The sequence below is a fragment of the Nitratireductor sp. ATLC21 genome (assembly GCF_057196525.1).
The window spans coordinates 256,203-274,287 of the sequence record NZ_JBXUOU010000003.1; the positions used below are offsets into that span (position 1 = coordinate 256,203).

18 protein-coding genes are annotated in these 18,085 nt (G+C 61.7%); 4 read left to right on the forward strand and 14 right to left on the reverse strand.

The annotated features are described in order from the left end of the window. Positions 1–322: 322 nt before the first annotated feature. A complete protein-coding gene (locus tag AC2CHD_RS15640; RefSeq protein WP_229449483.1) occupies positions 323–754 on the reverse strand; it encodes a Fur family transcriptional regulator in 432 nt (143 codons plus the stop codon). Between the two features lie 196 nt (positions 755–950). On the opposite strand from AC2CHD_RS15640, the gene AC2CHD_RS15645 reads away from it, so the two are divergent. From AC2CHD_RS15645 to AC2CHD_RS15660, 4 genes are read left to right on the forward strand one after another with little or no spacing between them, the layout of a single operon-like run. After that, a complete protein-coding gene (locus AC2CHD_RS15645) occupies positions 951–1,844 on the forward strand; it encodes a metal ABC transporter substrate-binding protein (RefSeq protein ID WP_484554432.1) in 894 nt (297 codons plus the stop codon). Further along, complete coding sequence (locus AC2CHD_RS15650) at positions 1,841–2,746, forward strand: manganese/iron ABC transporter ATP-binding protein (protein WP_229449485.1); 906 nt, start codon at positions 1,841–1,843, stop codon at positions 2,744–2,746. The genes AC2CHD_RS15645 and AC2CHD_RS15650 overlap by 4 nt, the downstream gene beginning before the upstream one ends. Beyond that, positions 2,743–3,618: a metal ABC transporter permease gene (locus tag AC2CHD_RS15655; protein ID WP_484554433.1), complete on the forward strand. Its 876-nt coding sequence runs from the start codon at positions 2,743–2,745 to the stop codon at positions 3,616–3,618. The genes AC2CHD_RS15650 and AC2CHD_RS15655 overlap by 4 nt, the downstream gene beginning before the upstream one ends. Beyond that, positions 3,615–4,490 carry a metal ABC transporter permease gene (locus AC2CHD_RS15660; protein ID WP_484554434.1) on the forward strand — a complete coding sequence of 292 codons (876 nt, stop codon included), beginning with the start codon at positions 3,615–3,617 and terminating at the stop codon, positions 4,488–4,490. The genes AC2CHD_RS15655 and AC2CHD_RS15660 overlap by 4 nt, the downstream gene beginning before the upstream one ends. 224 nt (positions 4,491–4,714) lie before the next feature. On the opposite strand, the gene AC2CHD_RS15665 is transcribed toward AC2CHD_RS15660, so the two are convergent. From AC2CHD_RS15665 to AC2CHD_RS15725, 13 genes are all read right to left on the reverse strand, one after another. Next, a complete protein-coding gene (locus tag AC2CHD_RS15665) occupies positions 4,715–5,122 on the reverse strand; it encodes a RidA family protein (protein WP_484554435.1) in 408 nt (135 codons plus the stop codon). A 35-nt stretch (positions 5,123–5,157) separates the two neighbouring features. Next, positions 5,158–5,844, reverse strand: coding sequence for an ABC transporter ATP-binding protein (locus AC2CHD_RS15670; protein WP_484554436.1), 687 nt, complete (start codon positions 5,842–5,844; stop codon positions 5,158–5,160). After that, positions 5,841–6,590: an ABC transporter ATP-binding protein gene (locus AC2CHD_RS15675; RefSeq protein WP_484554437.1), complete on the reverse strand. Its 750-nt coding sequence runs from the start codon at positions 6,588–6,590 to the stop codon at positions 5,841–5,843. The genes AC2CHD_RS15670 and AC2CHD_RS15675 overlap by 4 nt, the downstream gene beginning before the upstream one ends. After that, positions 6,583–7,554 (reverse strand): branched-chain amino acid ABC transporter permease, encoded by a 972-nt coding sequence (locus AC2CHD_RS15680; RefSeq protein ID WP_484554438.1) that lies wholly within the window; start codon positions 7,552–7,554, stop codon positions 6,583–6,585. The genes AC2CHD_RS15675 and AC2CHD_RS15680 overlap by 8 nt, the downstream gene beginning before the upstream one ends. 10 nt (positions 7,555–7,564) lie before the next feature. Continuing rightward, positions 7,565–8,485 (reverse strand): branched-chain amino acid ABC transporter permease, encoded by a 921-nt coding sequence (locus AC2CHD_RS15685; protein WP_459438834.1) that lies wholly within the window; start codon positions 8,483–8,485, stop codon positions 7,565–7,567. A 175-nt stretch (positions 8,486–8,660) separates the two neighbouring features. After that, positions 8,661–9,797, reverse strand: a complete 1,137-nt coding sequence (locus AC2CHD_RS15690; RefSeq protein WP_484554439.1) for an ABC transporter substrate-binding protein — start codon at positions 9,795–9,797, stop codon at positions 8,661–8,663. A gap of 66 nt (positions 9,798–9,863) precedes the next feature. Next, the gene (gene kynA, locus AC2CHD_RS15695) at positions 9,864–10,697 is read right to left on the reverse strand and encodes a tryptophan 2,3-dioxygenase (protein WP_065816803.1); all 834 of its coding nucleotides are present in this window, start codon (positions 10,695–10,697) and stop codon (positions 9,864–9,866) included. A gap of 2 nt (positions 10,698–10,699) precedes the next feature. Continuing rightward, positions 10,700–12,319, reverse strand: coding sequence for an AMP-binding protein (locus AC2CHD_RS15700; RefSeq protein WP_484554440.1), 1,620 nt, complete (start codon positions 12,317–12,319; stop codon positions 10,700–10,702). Between the two features lie 10 nt (positions 12,320–12,329). Then, positions 12,330–13,469 carry an acyl-CoA dehydrogenase family protein gene (locus AC2CHD_RS15705; RefSeq protein WP_484554441.1) on the reverse strand — a complete coding sequence of 380 codons (1,140 nt, stop codon included), beginning with the start codon at positions 13,467–13,469 and terminating at the stop codon, positions 12,330–12,332. Beyond that, the gene (locus AC2CHD_RS15710; RefSeq protein ID WP_484554442.1) at positions 13,469–14,281 is read right to left on the reverse strand and encodes an enoyl-CoA hydratase family protein; all 813 of its coding nucleotides are present in this window, start codon (positions 14,279–14,281) and stop codon (positions 13,469–13,471) included. The genes AC2CHD_RS15705 and AC2CHD_RS15710 overlap by 1 nt, the downstream gene beginning before the upstream one ends. Further along, positions 14,278–14,754, reverse strand: coding sequence for a MarR family winged helix-turn-helix transcriptional regulator (locus AC2CHD_RS15715; protein WP_007010704.1), 477 nt, complete (start codon positions 14,752–14,754; stop codon positions 14,278–14,280). The genes AC2CHD_RS15710 and AC2CHD_RS15715 overlap by 4 nt, the downstream gene beginning before the upstream one ends. Then, positions 14,748–15,506 (reverse strand): SDR family NAD(P)-dependent oxidoreductase, encoded by a 759-nt coding sequence (locus AC2CHD_RS15720; protein ID WP_484554443.1) that lies wholly within the window; start codon positions 15,504–15,506, stop codon positions 14,748–14,750. Before AC2CHD_RS15720 ends, AC2CHD_RS15715 begins: the two co-directional genes overlap by 7 nt. A 166-nt stretch (positions 15,507–15,672) precedes the next feature. Then, entirely contained in the window at positions 15,673–17,964 is a 2,292-nt protein-coding gene (locus AC2CHD_RS15725) for a bifunctional salicylyl-CoA 5-hydroxylase/oxidoreductase (protein WP_484554444.1), read from the reverse strand. Positions 17,965–18,085: the final 121 nt, after the last annotated feature.

Below are 18,085 nucleotides of genomic sequence, written 5' to 3' on the forward strand. Positions count from 1 at the left end.
TAGCGCGGCGGGGGGAGCCTGTCCATGGAAAAGGGGGTGTTCAGCGCCTTTTGGAGAAGCGTGCTGACATGGTCGGACGCGACCTACCGCTTTCTATCACGCGTTTGTTACGAAGATGTAATGTCCGTGCCCTTGAATAGCCACGTTCAGATACGAAATATCAGGAAGCGGCAATTTCCGCCGTTGTCCGGCCTAGGCTCGTCCCCCGCCTTTTCCGGACGAAATAGCGGCAGCCTTATCCCCCCTCTCCGGGCTGCCGCGGTGTTTCAAGCATGGCCGCCGTGGTTTCCCCTCCACCACGGCGGCTCTTGATTTCAGGGGGCTAGGTTCTCCTGCGCTTTCTGCCGTACAGTTCCAATCGATGATGCACGATGTCATAGCCCAGCGCGCGGGCAATCTCCTCCTGCAGTTCCTCAATCCTGTTTGAATGGAATTCGATGACATCACCTGTGTCGATGTCGATCAGATGGTCATGATGATCGCCATCGGCCTGTTCGAAGCGGGCGCGTCCACCTTCGAAGGCATGGCGATGGATGGCGCCCATCTCTTCGAGAAGCTTCATGGTGCGGTAGACAGTGGACAGCGAGATGCTCGAATCCACCGCGGAGGCGCGCTGGAATATTTCCATTGCGTCGGGATGATCGTCCGTCTCCGTCAAAATGCGCAGAATAACCTTGCGTGGCCGGGTAATGCGAACACCGGCGCGGCGCAATTCCTTCTCGTAATCCGGCTTGTGACTGGCGTGCTGATTCATGGAGCAACTATGCGCCAGATGACAACCAGTTGCAAAGATTCCATCTGTTCTCACTCAAGTTCGCTCCCAAGGAATCCATGCCATCTCTGAGTGTGGCGGTTTTTATTGCAAACGATTTGCAATTGCATTGACGAGCCAAGAAATACGTCCTAGCTTCATACGGACACAGTAGTTCGATGTGCCTCAGGGGATATTCATGCGTTTAGCCAAGGGATTGGCCACTTTCATCGTCGCAACACTCACCGCTACCTCCGCCTTCGCTCAGGATGAGCGCTTCAAGGCGGTCACCACCTTCACCGTAATTGCGGATATGGCACGCAACGTTGCGGGCGATGCAGCAGTGGTCGAGTCCATCACGAAACCCAATGCCGAGATCCACAACTACCAGCCGACTCCGGGTGACATTCTGCGGGCGCAGGATGCCGACCTCATTCTGTGGAACGGGCTTAATCTCGAGCTCTGGTTCGAGCGCTTCTTTCGCAATCTCAGGGACGTGCCAAGCGTGGTGGTGTCGGAGGGCGTTGAGCCGATGGGCATTGCTGAAGGTCCCTATACGGGCAAGCCCAATCCCCATGCCTGGATGTCGCCCAGTGATGCGCTGACCTATGTGGACAACATCCGTGATGCGTTTTCGAAATATGATCCGGAGAATGCCGAGATTTACGCGAGGAATGCGGAAGTATACAAAGCGCAGTTCAAAGCGGTTGTGGACCCCATCCGCAAAAGGCTTGAAGCCATTCCCGAGGAGCACCGGGTTCTGGTCACCAGTGAAGGCGCGTTCAGCTATCTTGCCCGCGACTTCGGGCTGAAGGAGCTCTATATCTGGCCCATCAATGCCGACCAGCAGGGCACGCCGCAGCAGGTGCGTCACGTGATCGATCAGATCCGTGAAACCAAGGCTCCGGCCGTTTTCAGCGAGAGCACGGTTTCTCCCGACCCGGCGCAGCAGGTGGCGCGTGAAACCGGTGCGAAATATGGCGGGGTTCTCTATGTCGACTCGCTGAGCGACGCGAGCGGTGAGGTGCCCACCTATCTGGACCTACTGCGTGTCACGAGCGAGACGATCGCCGAAGGGCTGAGTGGGCAATGAACGCACCTGTCATCACCAAAGACAAAAAACCGGCGGCTGAATCCGCCGGTATCGATGTGCAGGATGTGACCGTCACTTATCGCAATGGTCATACGGCATTGCGTGACGCCAGTTTTTCCATCCCGGCGGGGACGATCGCCGCGCTCGTCGGCGTTAATGGCAGCGGCAAATCCACACTGTTCAAGGCGATCATGGGTTTTGTGCCCCTCGCCAGAGGAGAGGTGTCCATTCTCGGCCAGCCGGCAGGCCGTGCGCTCAAGCGCAATGTCGTTGCCTATGTGCCGCAAGCCGAAGAAGTGGACTGGAACTTTCCCGTTCTTGTCGAGGACGTTGTGATGATGGGGCGCTACGGCCACATGAATTTCATGCGCTGGCCGCGCCGGCATGATCATGAAATGGTGGCCTCCGCGCTCGAGCGGGTCGGCATGTCCGATTATCGAAAGCGCCAGATCGGTGAACTTTCCGGCGGCCAGAAGAAGCGCGTCTTTCTGGCACGTGCGCTGGCGCAGGAAGGGCGGGTCATCCTGCTCGATGAGCCGTTCACCGGTGTCGATGTGCGCACGGAAGAATCCATCATCGCGCTTCTGAAGGCCTTGCGCGAGGAAGGGCATGTCATGCTGGTCTCGACGCACAATCTGGGCAGTGTGCCACGCTTTTGTGATCGGACCGTTCTGATCAACCGCACGGTGCTGGCTTCCGGGCTCACACCGGAAGTCTTCACCCGCGCCAATCTGGAAAAGGCATTTGGCGGTGTGCTGCGCCAGTTCACGCTTGGCGGGGCGGATCTGCATGAAGACGCAGAAGAGGATTCCCGCAAGCTTACGGTTCTGACCGATGATGAGCGTCCCTTCGTCATTTATGGCGATGAGGACGGTTCCTCGGAAGCGGGTGACAGGAAATGAGCGCTTCTCTGCTCGAACCCTTCTCCTATGGCTATATGGTCAACGCCATGTGGGTGAGCGCGCTGGTGGGAGGTGTCTGCGCGTTTCTCTCGGCTTATCTGATGCTCAAGGGCTGGTCGCTGATCGGCGATGCGCTCTCGCATTCCATCGTGCCAGGCGTAGCCGGGGCCTATATGCTGGGTCTGCCGTTTTCCATCGGCGCGTTCTTTGCCGGCGGGCTTGCGGCCGGTGCGATGTTCTTTCTCAATCAGCGCACCAAGCTGCGCGAGGATGCGATCATCGGCCTGATTTTCACGTCCTTTTTCGGCCTTGGGCTCTTCATGGTCTCGCTTTCGCCAGCGGCGGTGAACATACAGACGATTGTTCTGGGCAATGTTCTGGCGATCACGCCATCAGACACGTTGCAGCTTGTCATCATTTCCAGCGTCACACTGCTGGTGCTTGCGTTCAAGTGGAAGGACCTGATGGTCGCGTTTTTCGACGAAAACCATGCGCGCTCCATCGGCCTCAACCCGGGCTTTCTGCGGCTCATCTTCTTTACGCTTCTGAGTGCCTGCACGGTGGCCGCCATGCAGACGGTGGGCGCCTTTCTCGTCATCGCCATGGTGGTGACACCGGGGGCGACGGCGTATCTGCTGACGGACCGCTTTCCGCGGCTCGTGGCGATTGCCGTGGCGATAGGCGCGCTCTCAAGCTTTATCGGCGCCTATGCGAGTTATTTCCTCGACGGGGCCACGGGCGGGATCATTGTCGTGCTGCAGACATTTGCATTCTTGACGGCCTTTGTCCTTGCGCCGAAGCACGGGCTTCTCGCTTCGCGCAGGCGGGCGCGTGAAGCGCTGGAAGGCGACATGCGGGAGATGGGCGCATGAGCGGGTTCATCGATGCGCTGATGCTGCCCTTCGCGTTTCCCTTCATGCAGCAGGCCTTCATTATCTCGGTGTTGATTGCCGCGCCCATGGCGCTGCTCTCGTGCTTTCTGGTGCTCAAGGGTTGGTCGCTGATGGGCGATGCGGTCAGCCATGCGGTTCTGCCAGGCGTGGTGGTTGCCTATATTATCGGCATACCGTTGGCGCTCGGCGCTTTCGTGGCCGGCATGACCTGCGTGGTGGGCATCGGCTATCTGAAGGAAAACAGCCGGGTGAAGGAAGACACGATCATGGGGGTGGTCTTCTCCGGCATGTTCGGGCTCGGCCTGCTGCTCTACACCAAAATTCAGACCGAGGTGCATCTCGACCATATCCTGTTCGGCGACATGCTGGGCGTGACGTGGGGAGACATCGCGCAGACGGGGATTATCGCGCTTTTCGTCTGCGTGGCGATCGTGCTCTTTCGCCGGGATCTGCTTCTGAATGCGTTCGACGGACAGCACGCCAAGGCAATCGGCCTGCCGGTGCGGGTGCTGCATTACGGGCTTCTGGCCATCCTCTCGCTGACCATCGTGGCGGCGCTCACGGCGGTGGGGATCATTTTGGCGATCGCGCTTCTGATCGGGCCTGGGGCCGTGGCCTTTCTGCTGGTCAGGCGGTTTGACAGGATGCTGCTGGTCAGCCTGGCGGTGGCGCTGTTCTCGTCGTTCTTCGGCGTTTATCTGAGCTTCTTCTTCGATAGCGCGCCGGCGCCGACAATCGTGCTTTTGATGACGGGGCTGTTCCTGGTTGCGTTCGTCTACACGCTGCGCCGCAATGCGCGTGAAGATGCGGCGCGGGAGGTGGACGGCAACGAACTGGGCGTGGGGCGATGAAGCTTGTCGGTACGGCGCCAGGCACCCTCGCCCTTCGACGAGCTCAGGATGAGGTTTGCTGGAAGCTCCGTGCCTTCTTCAAACGTGAAACGAGCACGCAGAAATATACACCCTACGTAGCGCTACCGCTTTTCTGAGCGGGTTAAAGAGCCCTCATCCTGAGCTTGTCGAAGGGCGAGGGCGCTTGGCTCCGGAGCAATGTGCTTGCGCCGAGCGTCGTTGGGCTAATCGGGCAGGACCGCCGTGGCCTCGATTTCCACCTTCGCTTCGTCCTCGATGAGCGCGGTGACCTGAACCACGCTCATGGGCGGGAAGTTGCGGCCCATGACGGAGCGATAAGCCTCGCCCAGTTCGCGCAGGCGGGTGGAATAGGCCTGCTTGTCGGTGATGAACCAGGTGAGCCGCACCACATGCTCAGGCCCGGCGTCAGCTTCTTTCAAAAGCGTGACGATGTTTTCCAGCGCTTGCCTGACCTGACCGATGAAATCGTCCGTCTCGAACACCTGTTCGCTGTTCCAGCCAATCTGGCCTCCAAGAAAAATGGTGCGGCCCTTTGCGATCACTCCATTGGAATATCCCTTGGCGGGAACCCAGTTCTCGGGCTGGAGAATCTGGTGAAGCGGGACAGTCATGCTATTTCCTTCATACTTGGTAGAAACAGGCGTGGTCACACGCCGAGAAAGCGCTCCTGGATCTCATCCGTGAGTGCTGAGGGTGCACCGGTCCATGCGGTGCGGCCTTTTTCGAGAATGACGCAGCGATCCGCCACGGGCAAAAGCTCGCTCAGCGTCTTGTCGACGATCAGGATCGACTGGCCTTCCGCGCGGATGGCGCGGATGGCGCGCCAGATATCCTGACGGATCACCGGGGCAAGCCCTTCGGTCGCCTCGTCGAGAATGAGCAGGCGCGGATTGGTGGCCAGCGCCCGGCCAATGGCGAGCATCTGCTGCTCGCCGCCAGAAAGTGTGCGCGCATATTGATCACGCCGCTCCGCCAAGCGCGGGAACAGCGCGTTCACGCCATCGAGCGTCCACTTGCCCGGACGGGCAGCGGCGAGGACGTTTTCTTCCACCGTCAGGTTCGGGAAGCAGCGGCGACCTTCCGGCACCAGCCCGACACCCAGCCGCGCGATGCGGTGCGGCTTGAGGCGCATGATATCTTTGCCGGCAAAGTTTATGCTGCCTGACTGTGCGGGCGTGAGGTGGCAGACGGAGCGGATCGTCGTCGTCTTACCCATGCCGTTACGGCCCATCAGCGCCACTGCCTCGCCTTCCTCGACCGAAAGATCGACGCCGAAGAGCGCCTGCGATTTTCCGTAGAAGGTTTTCAGATCCCGGATGTCGAGCAGCTTCATGCGCCGTCTCCCAGATAGGCTTCGCGCACGGCGGGATGATTGCGGATGTCGTCCACCGTGCCGGTGGCGATGATGCGCCCATAGACGAGGACCGAGATGCGGTCGGCAAGGGCGAAGACGGCGTCCATGTCATGCTCGATCAGGAGGATCGGCGCTTCGGCTCGAAGGCCATCAAGGAAACCGGTGAGCGAGTGCGAGCCCTCCGGCCCCATGCCGGCCATGGGCTCATCCAGCAGAAACGCCTTTGCGCCGAGCGCCAGGGCGATGGCGATTTCGAGCTGGCGGCGTTCGCCGTGGGAAAGCTCGGCGGCGGGCACGTCGGCGCGGTCCGACAGGCCGACGCGGGCGAGCGCTTCATGAGCGGGCTCAGTCAGGCTCGTGTCGTGCATGACGGGTTTGAAGAAACGGAAGCTGGAACCCTGTCGCGCCTGCACCGCGAGCATCACATTGCGCAGGGCGGAAAATTCGGGCGCCAGCGAGGAAACCTGAAATGTGCGCCCCATGCCAAGCCGTGCGCGGGCGGCCACATCGAGCGGTTTCACATCGCGGCCCTCGAAGCGGATTTCGCCGCTGTCCGGCTTCAGCGAGCCGGCAATCTGATGAATGAGGGTCGATTTGCCGGCACCGTTCGGGCCGATCAGGGCGTGGATTTCACCCGGCCTGAGATCGAGGCTCACGCCATCAGTCGCCTTCAGCGCGCCGAAGCTTTTCTTCAAGTCGCGGATGTCGAGGATCGGTTCAGCCATGCCGCGCCCTCCCGGCCAAGAGGCCCATTACGCCGCCGCGGGCAAACAGCACCACGGCCAGAAGGATGAGGCCGAGGAAAAACTGCCAGTGCTCGGTGATGCCGCCCAGCGCGAACTCGAAAAGGACGTAGACGATGGCCCCGGCCAGTGGTCCGGCCAGACGTCCGACACCGCCGATGATAATCAAAACGATCAGCTCGCCCGACATGTGCCAGGAGAACATGGAGGGGCTGACAAAGCGGTTGAGGTCTGCGAAGAGCGCGCCGGCAAGGGCGGTCATCATGGCGGAGATGACGAAGGCCACCAAACGCATCCTGAACGGGCCGATGCCGACGGCGGCAAGCCGCGTATCGTTCTGTCGCCCGGCCTGAAGTGCAGCACCGAAGCGGGAATCCCGTATCAGCGCGAAAAAGACGAGGCCGATCACCAGAAGGCCAAAACAGATGAGGAAGAAGCTCATCGGGGCGAGTGTGTTCGTGCCGGGGAAGGTGTTGCGGACATAGATCGACAGACCATCCTCGCCTCCATAGGCGGGCCAGGAGATGGCGAAATAGTAGATCATCTGCGCGAAGGCTAGGGTGATCATGATGAAGTAGACGCCGGAGGTCCTGAGAGAAATCAGGCCGATCAGGACGGCGATGAGCCCGGCGGCGATGGCGCCGGCGATCCAGATCACGATCATCTGGTTGGTGCCGGGAAGGCCGAAGGCAAGCGGCTCGCTGTTGAAGGCGTGGGTAGCGAGAATGCCCGCCGCATAGCCGCCAATGCCGAAGAAGGCGGCATGGCCGAAGGAGACCAGACCGCCGAGGCCGAGCGCGATGTTGAGCCCGGTGGCGGCGAGGCCGAGGATCGCCATGCGGGTTGCCAGGGTGATGTAGAAGGTCTCGCCCATCGCCTGCGCGATGAAGGCGGCGGCGAGGAGGCCGGCGACGATGAGGATGCTGAAGACTGTTTCGCGTGTCATGTGCGGCCCCTCACGCATTCGCCGCGAACAGGCCCTGGGGCCTGAAAGCGAGGATGAGGGCCATGACGATGTAGATCAGCATGGAGGCGAGCGCTGCGCCGACGGTTGCGGCTTCGGAATTGGGCATGAACAGGCCGAAGACATGCGGCAGCAGAAAGCGGCCCAGCGTTTCTGTCAGCCCCACCAGAATGGAACCGACCAGCGCACCCTTGATGGAGCCGATGCCGCCAATGACGATGACCACGAAAGCGAGGATCAGCACCGGTTCGCCCATGCCCACCTGCACCGACTGAAGCGCGCCCACCATGGCGCCGGCCAGACCGGCAAGGGCGGCACCCAGCGCGAAAACCAGCGTGTAGAGCGTGCCGATGTCGATGCCGAGTGCGCCGATCATTTCGCGGTCGGATTCACCGGCGCGAATGCGCATGCCGAGCCGCGTCTTGCCGATCAGGAGATAGAGTCCCACGGCCACCGCAATGCCGACGCCGATCACTGCGAGACGGTAGATGGGGTATTGCGCGCCACCGGGCAGGTGCACCGCGCCGGAAAGAAGCTGCGGAATGTCGAGATAGAGCGGGAAGGAGCCGAAAACCCAGCGCGTGCCCTCGGAGAAGATGAGGATCAGCGCGAAGGTGGCGAGCACCTGGTCGAGATGGTCGCGTTCATAGAGCCGTCTTATGACGAGGATTTCGACGAGCGCGCCGGCGGCGGCTGCGGCGGCAAGGCTGGCGACAAGTCCCAGCCAGAAGGAGCCGGTCGCTGCGGCCACGGTCGCGCAGGCAAATGCGCCGACCATGAAGAGCGAACCATGCGCAAGGTTGATGAGCCCCATGACGCCGAAGATCAGCGTCAGGCCGGCGGCCATCAGGAACAGCATCACGCCGAACTGCAGGCCATTCAGGATTTGCTCTATGAGAAGGGTCAGGGACACGGGGAATTTTCACCGTCTGGTTTTTGGGGAGGAGCGCTGCGTGGACGCCTCCCTCTCCCCGTTCACGGGGAGAGGGTGAGGGTGAGGGGCTGCGCCATGATCTGCAAACATGGGCGCCCGCCCCTCATCCGCCTGCCGGCACCTTCTCCCCGCCAGCGGGGAGAAGGAGGCTGTCCTACATCTTGCACTCGGCCGCGTAGGCGTCCTTGTGATCGGTGAATGCGGTGGCCACGATCTTGTTGGTCAGCGTGTCGCCGTCCTTTACCACCTCGCGGACATAAAAATCCTGGATTGGGTGGTTGTTGGTGTTGAAGGAGAATTTTCCGCGAACGGAATCAAAATCCGCTTCCTTCAACGCCGCGCGGAAGGCGTCCTTATCCTTCACGCTTGCCTTTTCGGCGGCGGAGAGGATCAGATTTGCCGTATCATACCCCTGCGCGGCATAGACGGAGGGCAGGCGGCCATAGGCTTCCTTGAAGCCTTCGACGAAAGCCTTGTTGGCCTCATTGTCGAGATCATAGGCCCAGGAGGCGGTGTTTTTCACCCCAAGCGCCGCATCGCCAATGGCGGGCAGCACATCCTGGCTGAAGGAGAAAGCAGGTCCCAGCAGCGGCAGGCCGACGCCCGACTGGGCATACTGCTTGGTGAAGGCAATGCCCATGCCGCCCGGCAGGAAGATGAACACCGAATCCGCACCCGATGCGCGGATCTGGGCGATCTCGGCGGCATAGTCCGTCTGACCGAGCTTGGTGTAGACCTCACCCGCCAGTTCACCCTTGTAGAAGCGCTTGAAGCCGGTCAGCGAATCTTTGCCGGCCGGATAGTTGGGCGCCATGATGAAGGTCTTCTTGTAGTCCTTGTTGGCGGCCTCGCCCATCGCCTCGTGGAAATTGTCGTTCTGGTAGGCGACGTTGAAATAGCTCGGGCTGCAACCGGCACCGGCCAGCGCCGAGGGGCCGGCATTGACCGACAGATAGATCACATCCTGCGCCGTGGCCGACGGCACGACCGCCATGGCGAGGTTCGACCAGATGATGCCGGTCATCAGGTCCACCTTGTCGCTCTGGATCATCTTGTCGGCGATCTGGACCGCAAGTTCCGGCTTCTGGGCGTCGTCTTCAATAACGACATCGACTTCCTTGTTGCCGGACTGCTCGATGGCGAGCATGAAACCGTCGCGGGCATCAATGCCAAGGCCTGCGCCGCCGCCCGAAAGCGTGGTGATCATGCCGATCTTGATCGGTTCTGCGAATGCGTTTCCGGCGACGCTTGCCGAAAGGGCAAGCAGGCTTGCTGCAAGTAGCTTTCTCATGTGTGGTCTCCCAATCGTTCCCTTGTCATTGACGCCACGATCCGCGGCTTTGTTACCCGTGCCCCGCTACATGTCCGTTCGAACTCTCCAGAGCTCGGGGAATAGTTCCACATCCAGCATCTTGCGCAAGTAGGAAACGCCGGATGTGCCGCCGGTCCCGCGTTTCAGCCCGATGATCCGTTCGACGGTGGTCACGTGGTTGAAGCGCCAGCGGCGGAAATAGTCTTCGAAATCAATCAGTTTTTCGGCCAGCTCGTAAAGCGCCCAATGTGCATCGGGTCGCGCATAGACCGCCTTCCATGCGGCCTGAACCTGTTCATTGGACTCGCGCTTCTCACGCCAGCTCGTCCGCTCCGCATCGGGGCCAATGTCGAAACCGTTGCGCGCCAGAAGCTGCAGCGCCTCGTCATAGAGGCTGGGCTCGGCCAGAATCTCTTCAAGCCGCGCCGTAATCTGCGGCAGATCGGAGTGCGGCTTGAGCATGGCAAGATTTCTATTGCCGGCCAGAAACTCGATGGAGCGATATTGCCACGACTGGAAGCCCGAGGACTGGCCAAGCGCATCGCGGAAGGTGGAATACTCGCTGGGCGTCATGGTGCGCAGCACGTCCCAGGCGCTGTTCAACTGCTCGAAGATGCGTGCCACGCGGGTCAGCATCTTGAAGGCCGGGCGCAGGCGGTCTTCGGCGATGGCAGCGCGTGCGGAGCGGATCTCGGTGATGGCGAGTTTCATCCAGAGCTCGGAGGTCTGGTGCTGGATGATGAACAGCAGCTCATCACGCGCCTCAGACAGGGGTTCCTGCGCATCGAGGATCTTTTCCAGATGCAGATAGTCGCTGTAGGACATGGGCGGCTTGATATCCGCTGCCCTGTCGTCGTCGAGCTCCGGCTGGCTTGCCATGGTCAGTTTTTCTCCCGCAGGCGGAAACGCTGGATCTTGCCCGTCTCGGTCTTCGGCAGAGCGTCCAGAAACTTGATGGAACGTGGATACTTGTAAGGCGCGATTGCTGCCTTCACGTGGTCCTGAAGGCGTTTCACAGTGAGCTCATCGCGCGCGACCCCTTCGGCCAGAACCACATGGGCTTCGACAATCTGTCCGCGCTCCTCGCTCGGTGCGCCGATGACGGCGCATTCCATGACGTCGGCATGGGCAAGCAATGCCGCTTCCACCTCGGGACCGGCGATGTTGTAGCCGGCAGAGACGATCATGTCGTCGGAGCGGGCTGCGAAATGGAAGCGGCCGTCTTCATCCTGATAAAAGCTGTCGCCCGTCAGATTCCAGCCGTCACGGACATACTCCTTCTGCCGTTCGTCGGCCAGATAGCGGCAGCCGGTCGGGCCGCGCACGGCCAGACGCCCGGTCTCGCCGCGCGGCAGTTCGTTCATGTCTTCGTCCACGATGCGCGCTTCATAGCCGGTCACCGGGCGGCCCGTGGTGGCGGGATGGCGATCATCGAAACGGTTGGAGATGAAGATATGCAGCATCTCGGTGGCGCCAATACCGTCGAGGATCGGTTTGCCGGTCTTTTGCGTCCACGCCTCGAACACGGGGCCAGGCAAGGTCTCGCCCGCTGAAACCGCAACGCGGAGCGAGGAAAGATCCGCGCCCTCGTCCATCGCCGCCATCATGGCGCGGTAGGCGGTGGGAGCAGTGAAGCTCACCGTGGCACGGTATTTTTCGATGATCTCGATCATGTTGGGCGGGGTGGCGCTTTCGAGCAGTGTCGCCGTTGCGCCAAAACGCAAGGGAAAGATCGCCAGACCGCCAAGCCCGAAGGTGAAGGCGAGCGGTGGCGAGCCGACGAAAACGTCCTCGGGCGTGACCTGAAGGACTTCCTTTGCATAGGCATCGGCGATGATCAGCAGATCGCGATGGAAATGCATGGTCGCCTTGGGCGTGCCGGTGGTGCCGGAGGTGAACCCCAGAAGCGCGACATCGTCACGACCGGTTTTGACGGCATCGAACTGAACAGGCTTGTCGAGGGCGATGCGGTCGAGTTCGGCGTCGAAATTGGCGGTGCCGTCGAAGCCGACGACCTTTTTGAGGAACTTGCTCTCCTTCGCGCAGGCGACGAGCTCGTCCTTGATGCGCGTGTCGCACAGGGCAAGACCGATCTCGGCCTTGTCGACGATCTTGGCGAGCTCGCCGGCGCGCAGCATCGGCATGGTGTTGACCACCACTGCGCCGGCTTTTGTGGCGGCCAGCCAGCAGGCGACCATGGCGGGGTTGTTGGCCGAGCGGATGAGGATGCGGTTGCCCGGCTTGACGCCGTAATCCTCGACCAGCGCGTGGGCGAGGCGGCTCGTCCAGTCCGCCAGTTCCTTGTAGGTGCGGCGGCGGCCATTGCCGATCAGCGCCACACGGTCGCCGAAACCGCGCTCGACCATGCGGTCGGTCAGTTCGACGCCGGCATTCAGATAGTCGGGGTATTCAAAACCATCGAGCTGGAATTTTGGCCATTGATCCACGGGCGGGAGGTTATCCCGCGCAAATGTGTCTGTGTGACCCGTCGGTCCGAGCATGTGTTCACCCTCATTTTATCTGCCGTGCAATGACGACTTTCTGGACGTCTGATGCGCCCTCATAAATGCGGAGCGCCCTGATCTCCCGGTAAAGGCTCTCCACGATATGCCCGCGGCGCACACCATCGCCGCCATGAATTTGCACCGCCTTGTCGATGACCTGTTGCGCGCGGTCGGTGGCAAACAGTTTTGCCATGGCCGCTTCGCGGGTCACGCGCGGCGCGCCCATGTCCTTGGTCCATGCGGCGCGGTAGATGAGAAGGGCCGCGGCATCCACATCCAGCGCCATGTCCGCGATGTGGCCCTGCACCATCTGCAGGTCAAACAGCGGTGCGCCAAAAAGCTCGCGGCTGCCTGCCCGGTCCAGTGTTTCGTCCAGCGCGCGGCGTGCGAAGCCGAGTGCGGCGGCACCCACAGTTGAGCGGAACACATCGAGCACCGACATGGCGATCTTGAAGCCTTCGCCCGGCTTGCCGATCAGTGCGGAGGCCGGCACGCGCACATCGTTGAAAGAGAGCCGCGCCAACGGATGCGGCGCGATCACGTCCAGACGTTCTGCGACCTCCAGCCCCGGCGTGTCCGCAGGGACGAGAAAGGCGGAGATGCCCTTCGCGCCCGGCGCTTCGCCGGTGCGGGCAAAGACCGTGTAGAGATCGGCGATGCCACCATTGGAAATCCAGGTCTTTTCGCCTGAAAGCACATAATCATCGCCATCGCGGGTGGCGGTCATGTCCATGTTTGCGACGTCCGAACCGGAGCGTGGCTCGGAAAGGGCGAAGGCGGATATAGCCTTGCCGGCGCGGGTCCTGTCGAGCCATCGCTGCTGTTCGGGCGTGCCGAACAGGCTGATCGCGCCGGTGCCGAGCCCCTGCATGGCGAAGGCGAAATCGGCCAGCCCGTCATGACGGGCCAGCGTTTCGCGCGTCAGGCAAAGCGTGCGCACATCGAGCGGGCCGGGATTGGCGGTGTCGAGCGCGGTGGGCTTCAGGAAGCCGGCTTCGCCGAGCCGCGCAACGAGGTCGCGGCAGGCGGCGTCCACATCGCTGTGGTCGACGGGGAGGTTTTGGGCGCACCATGCGTCGAGTTTATCGGCCCAGTCGCGGTGGCGCTGTTCGAAAAAGGGCCAGTCGAGGAAGGAGCGGTCAGGCATCAATCCCCCTCAAATACCGGTTTTTCCTTGGCGACGAACGCCCGGTACGCCCGCTCGAAATCCTTTGTCTGCATGCAGATGGCCTGGGCCTGGGCTTCTGCCTCGATGGCCTGTTCGAGACCCATCGACCATTCCTGATTAAGCTGCGTCTTGGTGATGCCGTGCGCAAAGGTCGGCCCGGCAGCGATCCGCGAGGCCGTGGACAACGCTTCCGCTTCCAGTGCGTCGGTGGCCACGAGCCGGTTATAGAAACCCCAGCGCTCGCCTTCTTCGGCGCTCATGGAGCGGCCGGTGTAAAGCAGCTCCGCCGCACGGCCCTGACCGATGATGCGGGGCAGCATGGCGCAGGCGCCCATGTCGCAGCCGGCGAGCCCGACGCGGGTGAACAGGAAAGCCGTCTTCGCCTCCGGTGTGGCGAGCCGCATATCCGAAGCCATGGCGATGATCGCCCCGGCCCCCACCGCCACGCCGTCGACCGCCGAAACGATCGGCTTGTTGCAGGCGATCATGGCCTTGACCAGATCGCCGGTCATGCGCGTGAAGGCGAGCAGGCCCTTCATGTCCATATCGACCAGCGGGCCGATGATGTCGTGCACATCTCCACCCGAGCAGAAATTGCCGCCATTGGGCAGGAACACCACGGCATCCACATCATCCGCATAGGGCAGGGCGCGGAATGTGTCGCGAAGTTCCGCGTAGGACTCGAAGGTGAGCGGATTCTTGCGGTCTGGCCGGTCGAGCTGGATCAGCGCGACATTGCCTTCCATACGCCAGATGAAGTGTTTCGGTTTCAGGCCTGCCATCGTGCTCATACGCCGCCCTCCCAATTGCTTTCGAATGTCTTGAGTGTGCCGGCGAGCGCCCGTGCCTCATCCTCCGGCAGACTGCCGAGAAGCTCGTCGACCCAGCGCTCATGCGCTTCGGCCATCGCCGCGAAGGCTTCCTTGCCGGCCGGTGTCAGCTTGATGATGGAGGTGCGGCGGTCGCCATCGCGCTTGGTGCGACTGGCCAGACCATCCGTTACCAGGCGTTCCACGATGCCCGTCACATTGCCGTTCGAGACCAGAAGGAAGCGCGATATGTCGCTCATCGCCATGCCTTCGGGAGCGCGATCAAGCGCGGACAGCACATCGAAGCGGGGCAGGGTCGTGTCGAAGCGGGTCTTGAGCCTTTCGCGCAGAACGGCTTCGATGAGGCGCGAGGCGCGCAGAATCCTGATCCAAAGGCGCAGGCGTTCCTTTGCCGGTGCGCCGCTGCGGACGGAAGCCAGGGGGGCGCTTACCATGTTTCACCTCCAGATATGGAAATCGACTGGCCGGTGACCGACGAGGCGGCCGGACTGACGAGCCACAATGCCGCCGCCGCCACTTCATCCGGCTGGATCAGCCGGCCATGGGGATTGGCTTCGACAAAACCCTTGCGGGCTTCTTCGTGGCTGCGCCCGGTCTTCTCGACCACGCGCTCGATGGATTCTTCCAGCATCTCGGTTTCGACATAGCCCGGGCAGATGGCATTGACCGTGACGCCGGTCTTGACCAGCTCCACGGAAAGCGCCCGCATGAGCCCGATGACGCCGTGCTTCGATGCGACATAGGGCGCGACATAGGCATAGCCCTTGAGGCCAGCCACGGAGGCGACGAAGATGATGCGTCCGCTGCCGCGTTTTGCCATGGGAGAAAGGGCGGGCTTCACTGTGAGGAACGCGCCGGTCATGTTGACGTCGAGGATGCGGTTCCAGTCTTCGAGCTTCGTGCGATGGGCGGGCGCGCTGGATGCGGTGCCTGCATTGGCAATGACGATGTCGAAGGGGCCACGGGCGTCTTCCGCCGTTTCATAGAGGGCCTGCATGGAGGCTTCGTCGGTTACATCGGCGGTCAGGGGGTGGATGCGTTCATGCCGCGCGGCGACTTTTTCGAGAGGCTCGGCCCGCCGCCCACAGATTGTAACGTTGATGCCGGCTTCCGCGAGGGAGAGCGCAATCGCTTCGCCGACGCCCGTTCCGCCGCCTGTCACGAGTGCGTGGCGTGAACTGGTCATTGTGCTGGCCTTTTCCTTGAAGTCTGGCGATGCCCCTCATCCGCCTGCCGGCACCTTCTCCCCGCACGCGGGGAAAAGGACGAAGCGGCGACGTCTATGCCCCCTTCTCCCCGTTCGCGGGGAGAAGGTGAGGATGAGGGGCAGAGCCGGCATTCGGAAAACATCGTCACACCTTCCCCGTCATCTGTTCGGCCCGCTCGGCGAGCCGGTAGAGCTGATCGCGGCCTGGCAGATAGGGATCGGGCCAGGTTACGCCGCGATCACCGAGTGTTGCCGCAGCGTGGAGCGTCCAATAGGGATCGGCCAGATGCGGGCGGGCGAGGCAGACGAGGTCGGCGCGGCCGGCCATCAAGATCGAATTGACGTGGTCGGGCTCGTAGATATTGCCGACGGCCATGGTCGCCATGCCGGTCTCGTTGCGGATGCGGTCGGAGAAGGGCGTCTGGAACATGCGTCCATAGACGGGGCGGGCGCGCTTCGAGGTCTGGCCTGCCGAGACGTCGCAGATGTCGACGCCGGCTTCCTGCAGCATGCGGGCGATCTCGACGGCCTCCTCCGGCGTCACGCCTTCATCGCCGACCCAGTCATTGGCAGAAATGCGCACCGAGATGGGTTTGTCGTCGGGCCAGACAGCCCGCACCGCATGGAAGATCTCCAGTGGAAAGCGCATGCGGTTCTCAAGGCTTCCGCCATATTCATCCTCGCGCCGGTTGGTGAGCGGCGATATGAAGGACGACAGGAGATAGCCATGGGCGCAGTGCAGTTCGAGCATGTCGAACCCGCAACGCTCGGCCATTTCAGCAGCGGAAACGAACTGGTCGCGCACCATGTCCATATCGGCGCGATCCATGGCCTTGGGTGTCTGGTTCTTTTCTGACCAGGACACATCGGAGGCAGCCAGAAGCGGCCAGTTGCCTTCTTTCAACGGCGCGTCCATTTCCTCCCAGCCAAGCTGGGTGGAGCCCTTCGGACCGGAATGGCCGATCTGCGCGCAGATCTTCGCATCCGTTTCCCGATGAACGAAATCGACGATGCGTGTCCACGCGGCTTCGTGCTCGGGCTTGTAGAAGCCAGGGCATCCGGGCGTGATGCGCCCCTCGGGGCTGACACAGGTCATCTCAATATAGACAAGGCCTGCGCCGCCTTTGGCGCGCTCGCAATAATGCACCATGTGCCAGTCGGTCGGGCAGCCGTCGACAGCCTTGTACTGGGCCATGGGTGAGACCACGACGCGGTTTTTCAGCGTAAGACCGCGCAGCTTGTAGGGCGCGAACATGGGCGGGCGGGGGGCATTGTCTTCGGCACCGGCCTGCTGCTGGAACCAGCTTTCGGCGCCTGAGAGCCATTCGGGGTCGCGCAGGCGCAGGTTCTCATGGCTGATGCGCTGCGAGCGGGTGAGCAGCGAATAGTTGAACTGCACCGGATCGAGATCGAGATAGCGCTCCACCTCCTCGAACCATTCCAGCGAGTTGCGCGCCGCCGACTGAAGACGCAGGACTTCCAGACGCCTTGCATCCTCGTATTTGTCGAAGGCTTCCTTCAGCGTCGGCTCGGTGTGGAGATATTCGGCCAGGGCAATGGCACTCTCGAGCGCCAGCTTGGTGCCTGAGCCGATGGAGAAGTGGGCGCTGGCGGCGGCGTCGCCCATCAGCGCGATGTTTTCGTGCGACCAGCGCTCGCAAAGGACACGCGGGAAGTTGATCCACGCTGACCCGCGAATGTGGTTGGCATTGGTCATCAGGCTGTGGCCACCCAGATGATCCTTGAAGATCCGCTCGCAGACGGCGATGGATTCCTGCTGGCTCATCTCGCCAAAGCCGAATTTCTCCCAGGTCTCCGGGCCGCATTCCACGATGAAGGTCGCGGTGTCGTCGTCGAACTGGTAGGCGTGTGCCCAGACCCAGCCATGCTCGGTCTTTTCGAAGATGAAGGTGAAGGCGTCGTCGAATTTCTGATGCGTGCCGAGCCAGACGAACTTGCACTTGCGCACGTCGATGTCGGGCTTGAACACATCCGCAAATGTGGTGCGGGTCTTGGAGTTCAAGCCATCGGCCGCCAGCACCATGTCGTATTCGGCCATGAAGGGGCGGGGGTCGTCGATCTCAGTCTGAAACTGGAGATTGATGCCAAGCTCGCGGGCGCGTTCCTGCAGGAGGATGAGGAGGCGCATGCGGCCGATGCCACAGAAACCGTGTCCCGTTGAGAGGGTGCGCACGCCCTGGTGCACCACGGCGATGTCGTCCCAATAGGCGAAATGTTCGCGGATGCGTTCGGCGCTTACCGGATCGTTTTCAGCCAGATTGTCGAGGGTCTCGTCGGAAAGAACCACGCCCCAGCCGAATGTGTCGTCTGGCTTGTTTCGTTCAAAAACCGTGATGTCGTGAGCCGCATTCCGCAGCTTCATCGAGATTGCGAAGTAGAGGCCTGCCGGGCCCCCGCCGAGAACAGCAACTTTCATGCTCGCGCTCCTTCCTCCCAGGATCGCTTAACACCTGGCCTTATAAGCTCGGAGCATTGCACCGGAGAAACGATATTTCAAGTATGAAATTTTAAGGTTGAAATATATCCGGTCTGGACGC

Bases quoted from the DNA above. Each gene is read 5' to 3' on its own strand.
- AC2CHD_RS15650 (WP_229449485.1), top strand. From the start codon at position 1,841: ATGAACGCACCTGTCATCACCAAAGACAAAAAACCGGCGGCTGAATCC.
- AC2CHD_RS15660 (WP_484554434.1), top strand. From the start codon at position 3,615: ATGAGCGGGTTCATCGATGCGCTGATGCTGCCCTTCGCGTTTCCCTTC.
- AC2CHD_RS15655 (WP_484554433.1), top strand. From the start codon at position 2,743: ATGAGCGCTTCTCTGCTCGAACCCTTCTCCTATGGCTATATGGTCAAC.
- AC2CHD_RS15700 (WP_484554440.1), bottom strand. From the start codon at position 12,319: ATGCTCGGACCGACGGGTCACACAGACACATTTGCGCGGGATAACCTC.
- AC2CHD_RS15710 (WP_484554442.1), bottom strand. From the start codon at position 14,281: ATGAGCACGATGGCAGGCCTGAAACCGAAACACTTCATCTGGCGTATG.
- AC2CHD_RS15720 (WP_484554443.1), bottom strand. From the start codon at position 15,506: ATGACCAGTTCACGCCACGCACTCGTGACAGGCGGCGGAACGGGCGTC.
- AC2CHD_RS15645 (WP_484554432.1), top strand. From the start codon at position 951: ATGCGTTTAGCCAAGGGATTGGCCACTTTCATCGTCGCAACACTCACC.
- AC2CHD_RS15665 (WP_484554435.1), bottom strand. From the start codon at position 5,122: ATGACTGTCCCGCTTCACCAGATTCTCCAGCCCGAGAACTGGGTTCCC.
- kynA (WP_065816803.1), bottom strand. From the start codon at position 10,697: ATGGCAAGCCAGCCGGAGCTCGACGACGACAGGGCAGCGGATATCAAG.
- AC2CHD_RS15675 (WP_484554437.1), bottom strand. From the start codon at position 6,590: ATGGCTGAACCGATCCTCGACATCCGCGACTTGAAGAAAAGCTTCGGC.
- AC2CHD_RS15715 (WP_007010704.1), bottom strand. From the start codon at position 14,754: ATGGTAAGCGCCCCCCTGGCTTCCGTCCGCAGCGGCGCACCGGCAAAG.
- AC2CHD_RS15640 (WP_229449483.1), bottom strand. From the start codon at position 754: ATGAATCAGCACGCCAGTCACAAGCCGGATTACGAGAAGGAATTGCGC.
- AC2CHD_RS15690 (WP_484554439.1), bottom strand. From the start codon at position 9,797: ATGAGAAAGCTACTTGCAGCAAGCCTGCTTGCCCTTTCGGCAAGCGTC.
- AC2CHD_RS15670 (WP_484554436.1), bottom strand. From the start codon at position 5,844: ATGAAGCTGCTCGACATCCGGGATCTGAAAACCTTCTACGGAAAATCG.
- AC2CHD_RS15680 (WP_484554438.1), bottom strand. From the start codon at position 7,554: ATGACACGCGAAACAGTCTTCAGCATCCTCATCGTCGCCGGCCTCCTC.
- AC2CHD_RS15705 (WP_484554441.1), bottom strand. From the start codon at position 13,469: ATGCCTGACCGCTCCTTCCTCGACTGGCCCTTTTTCGAACAGCGCCAC.
- AC2CHD_RS15725 (WP_484554444.1), bottom strand. From the start codon at position 17,964: ATGAAAGTTGCTGTTCTCGGCGGGGGCCCGGCAGGCCTCTACTTCGCA.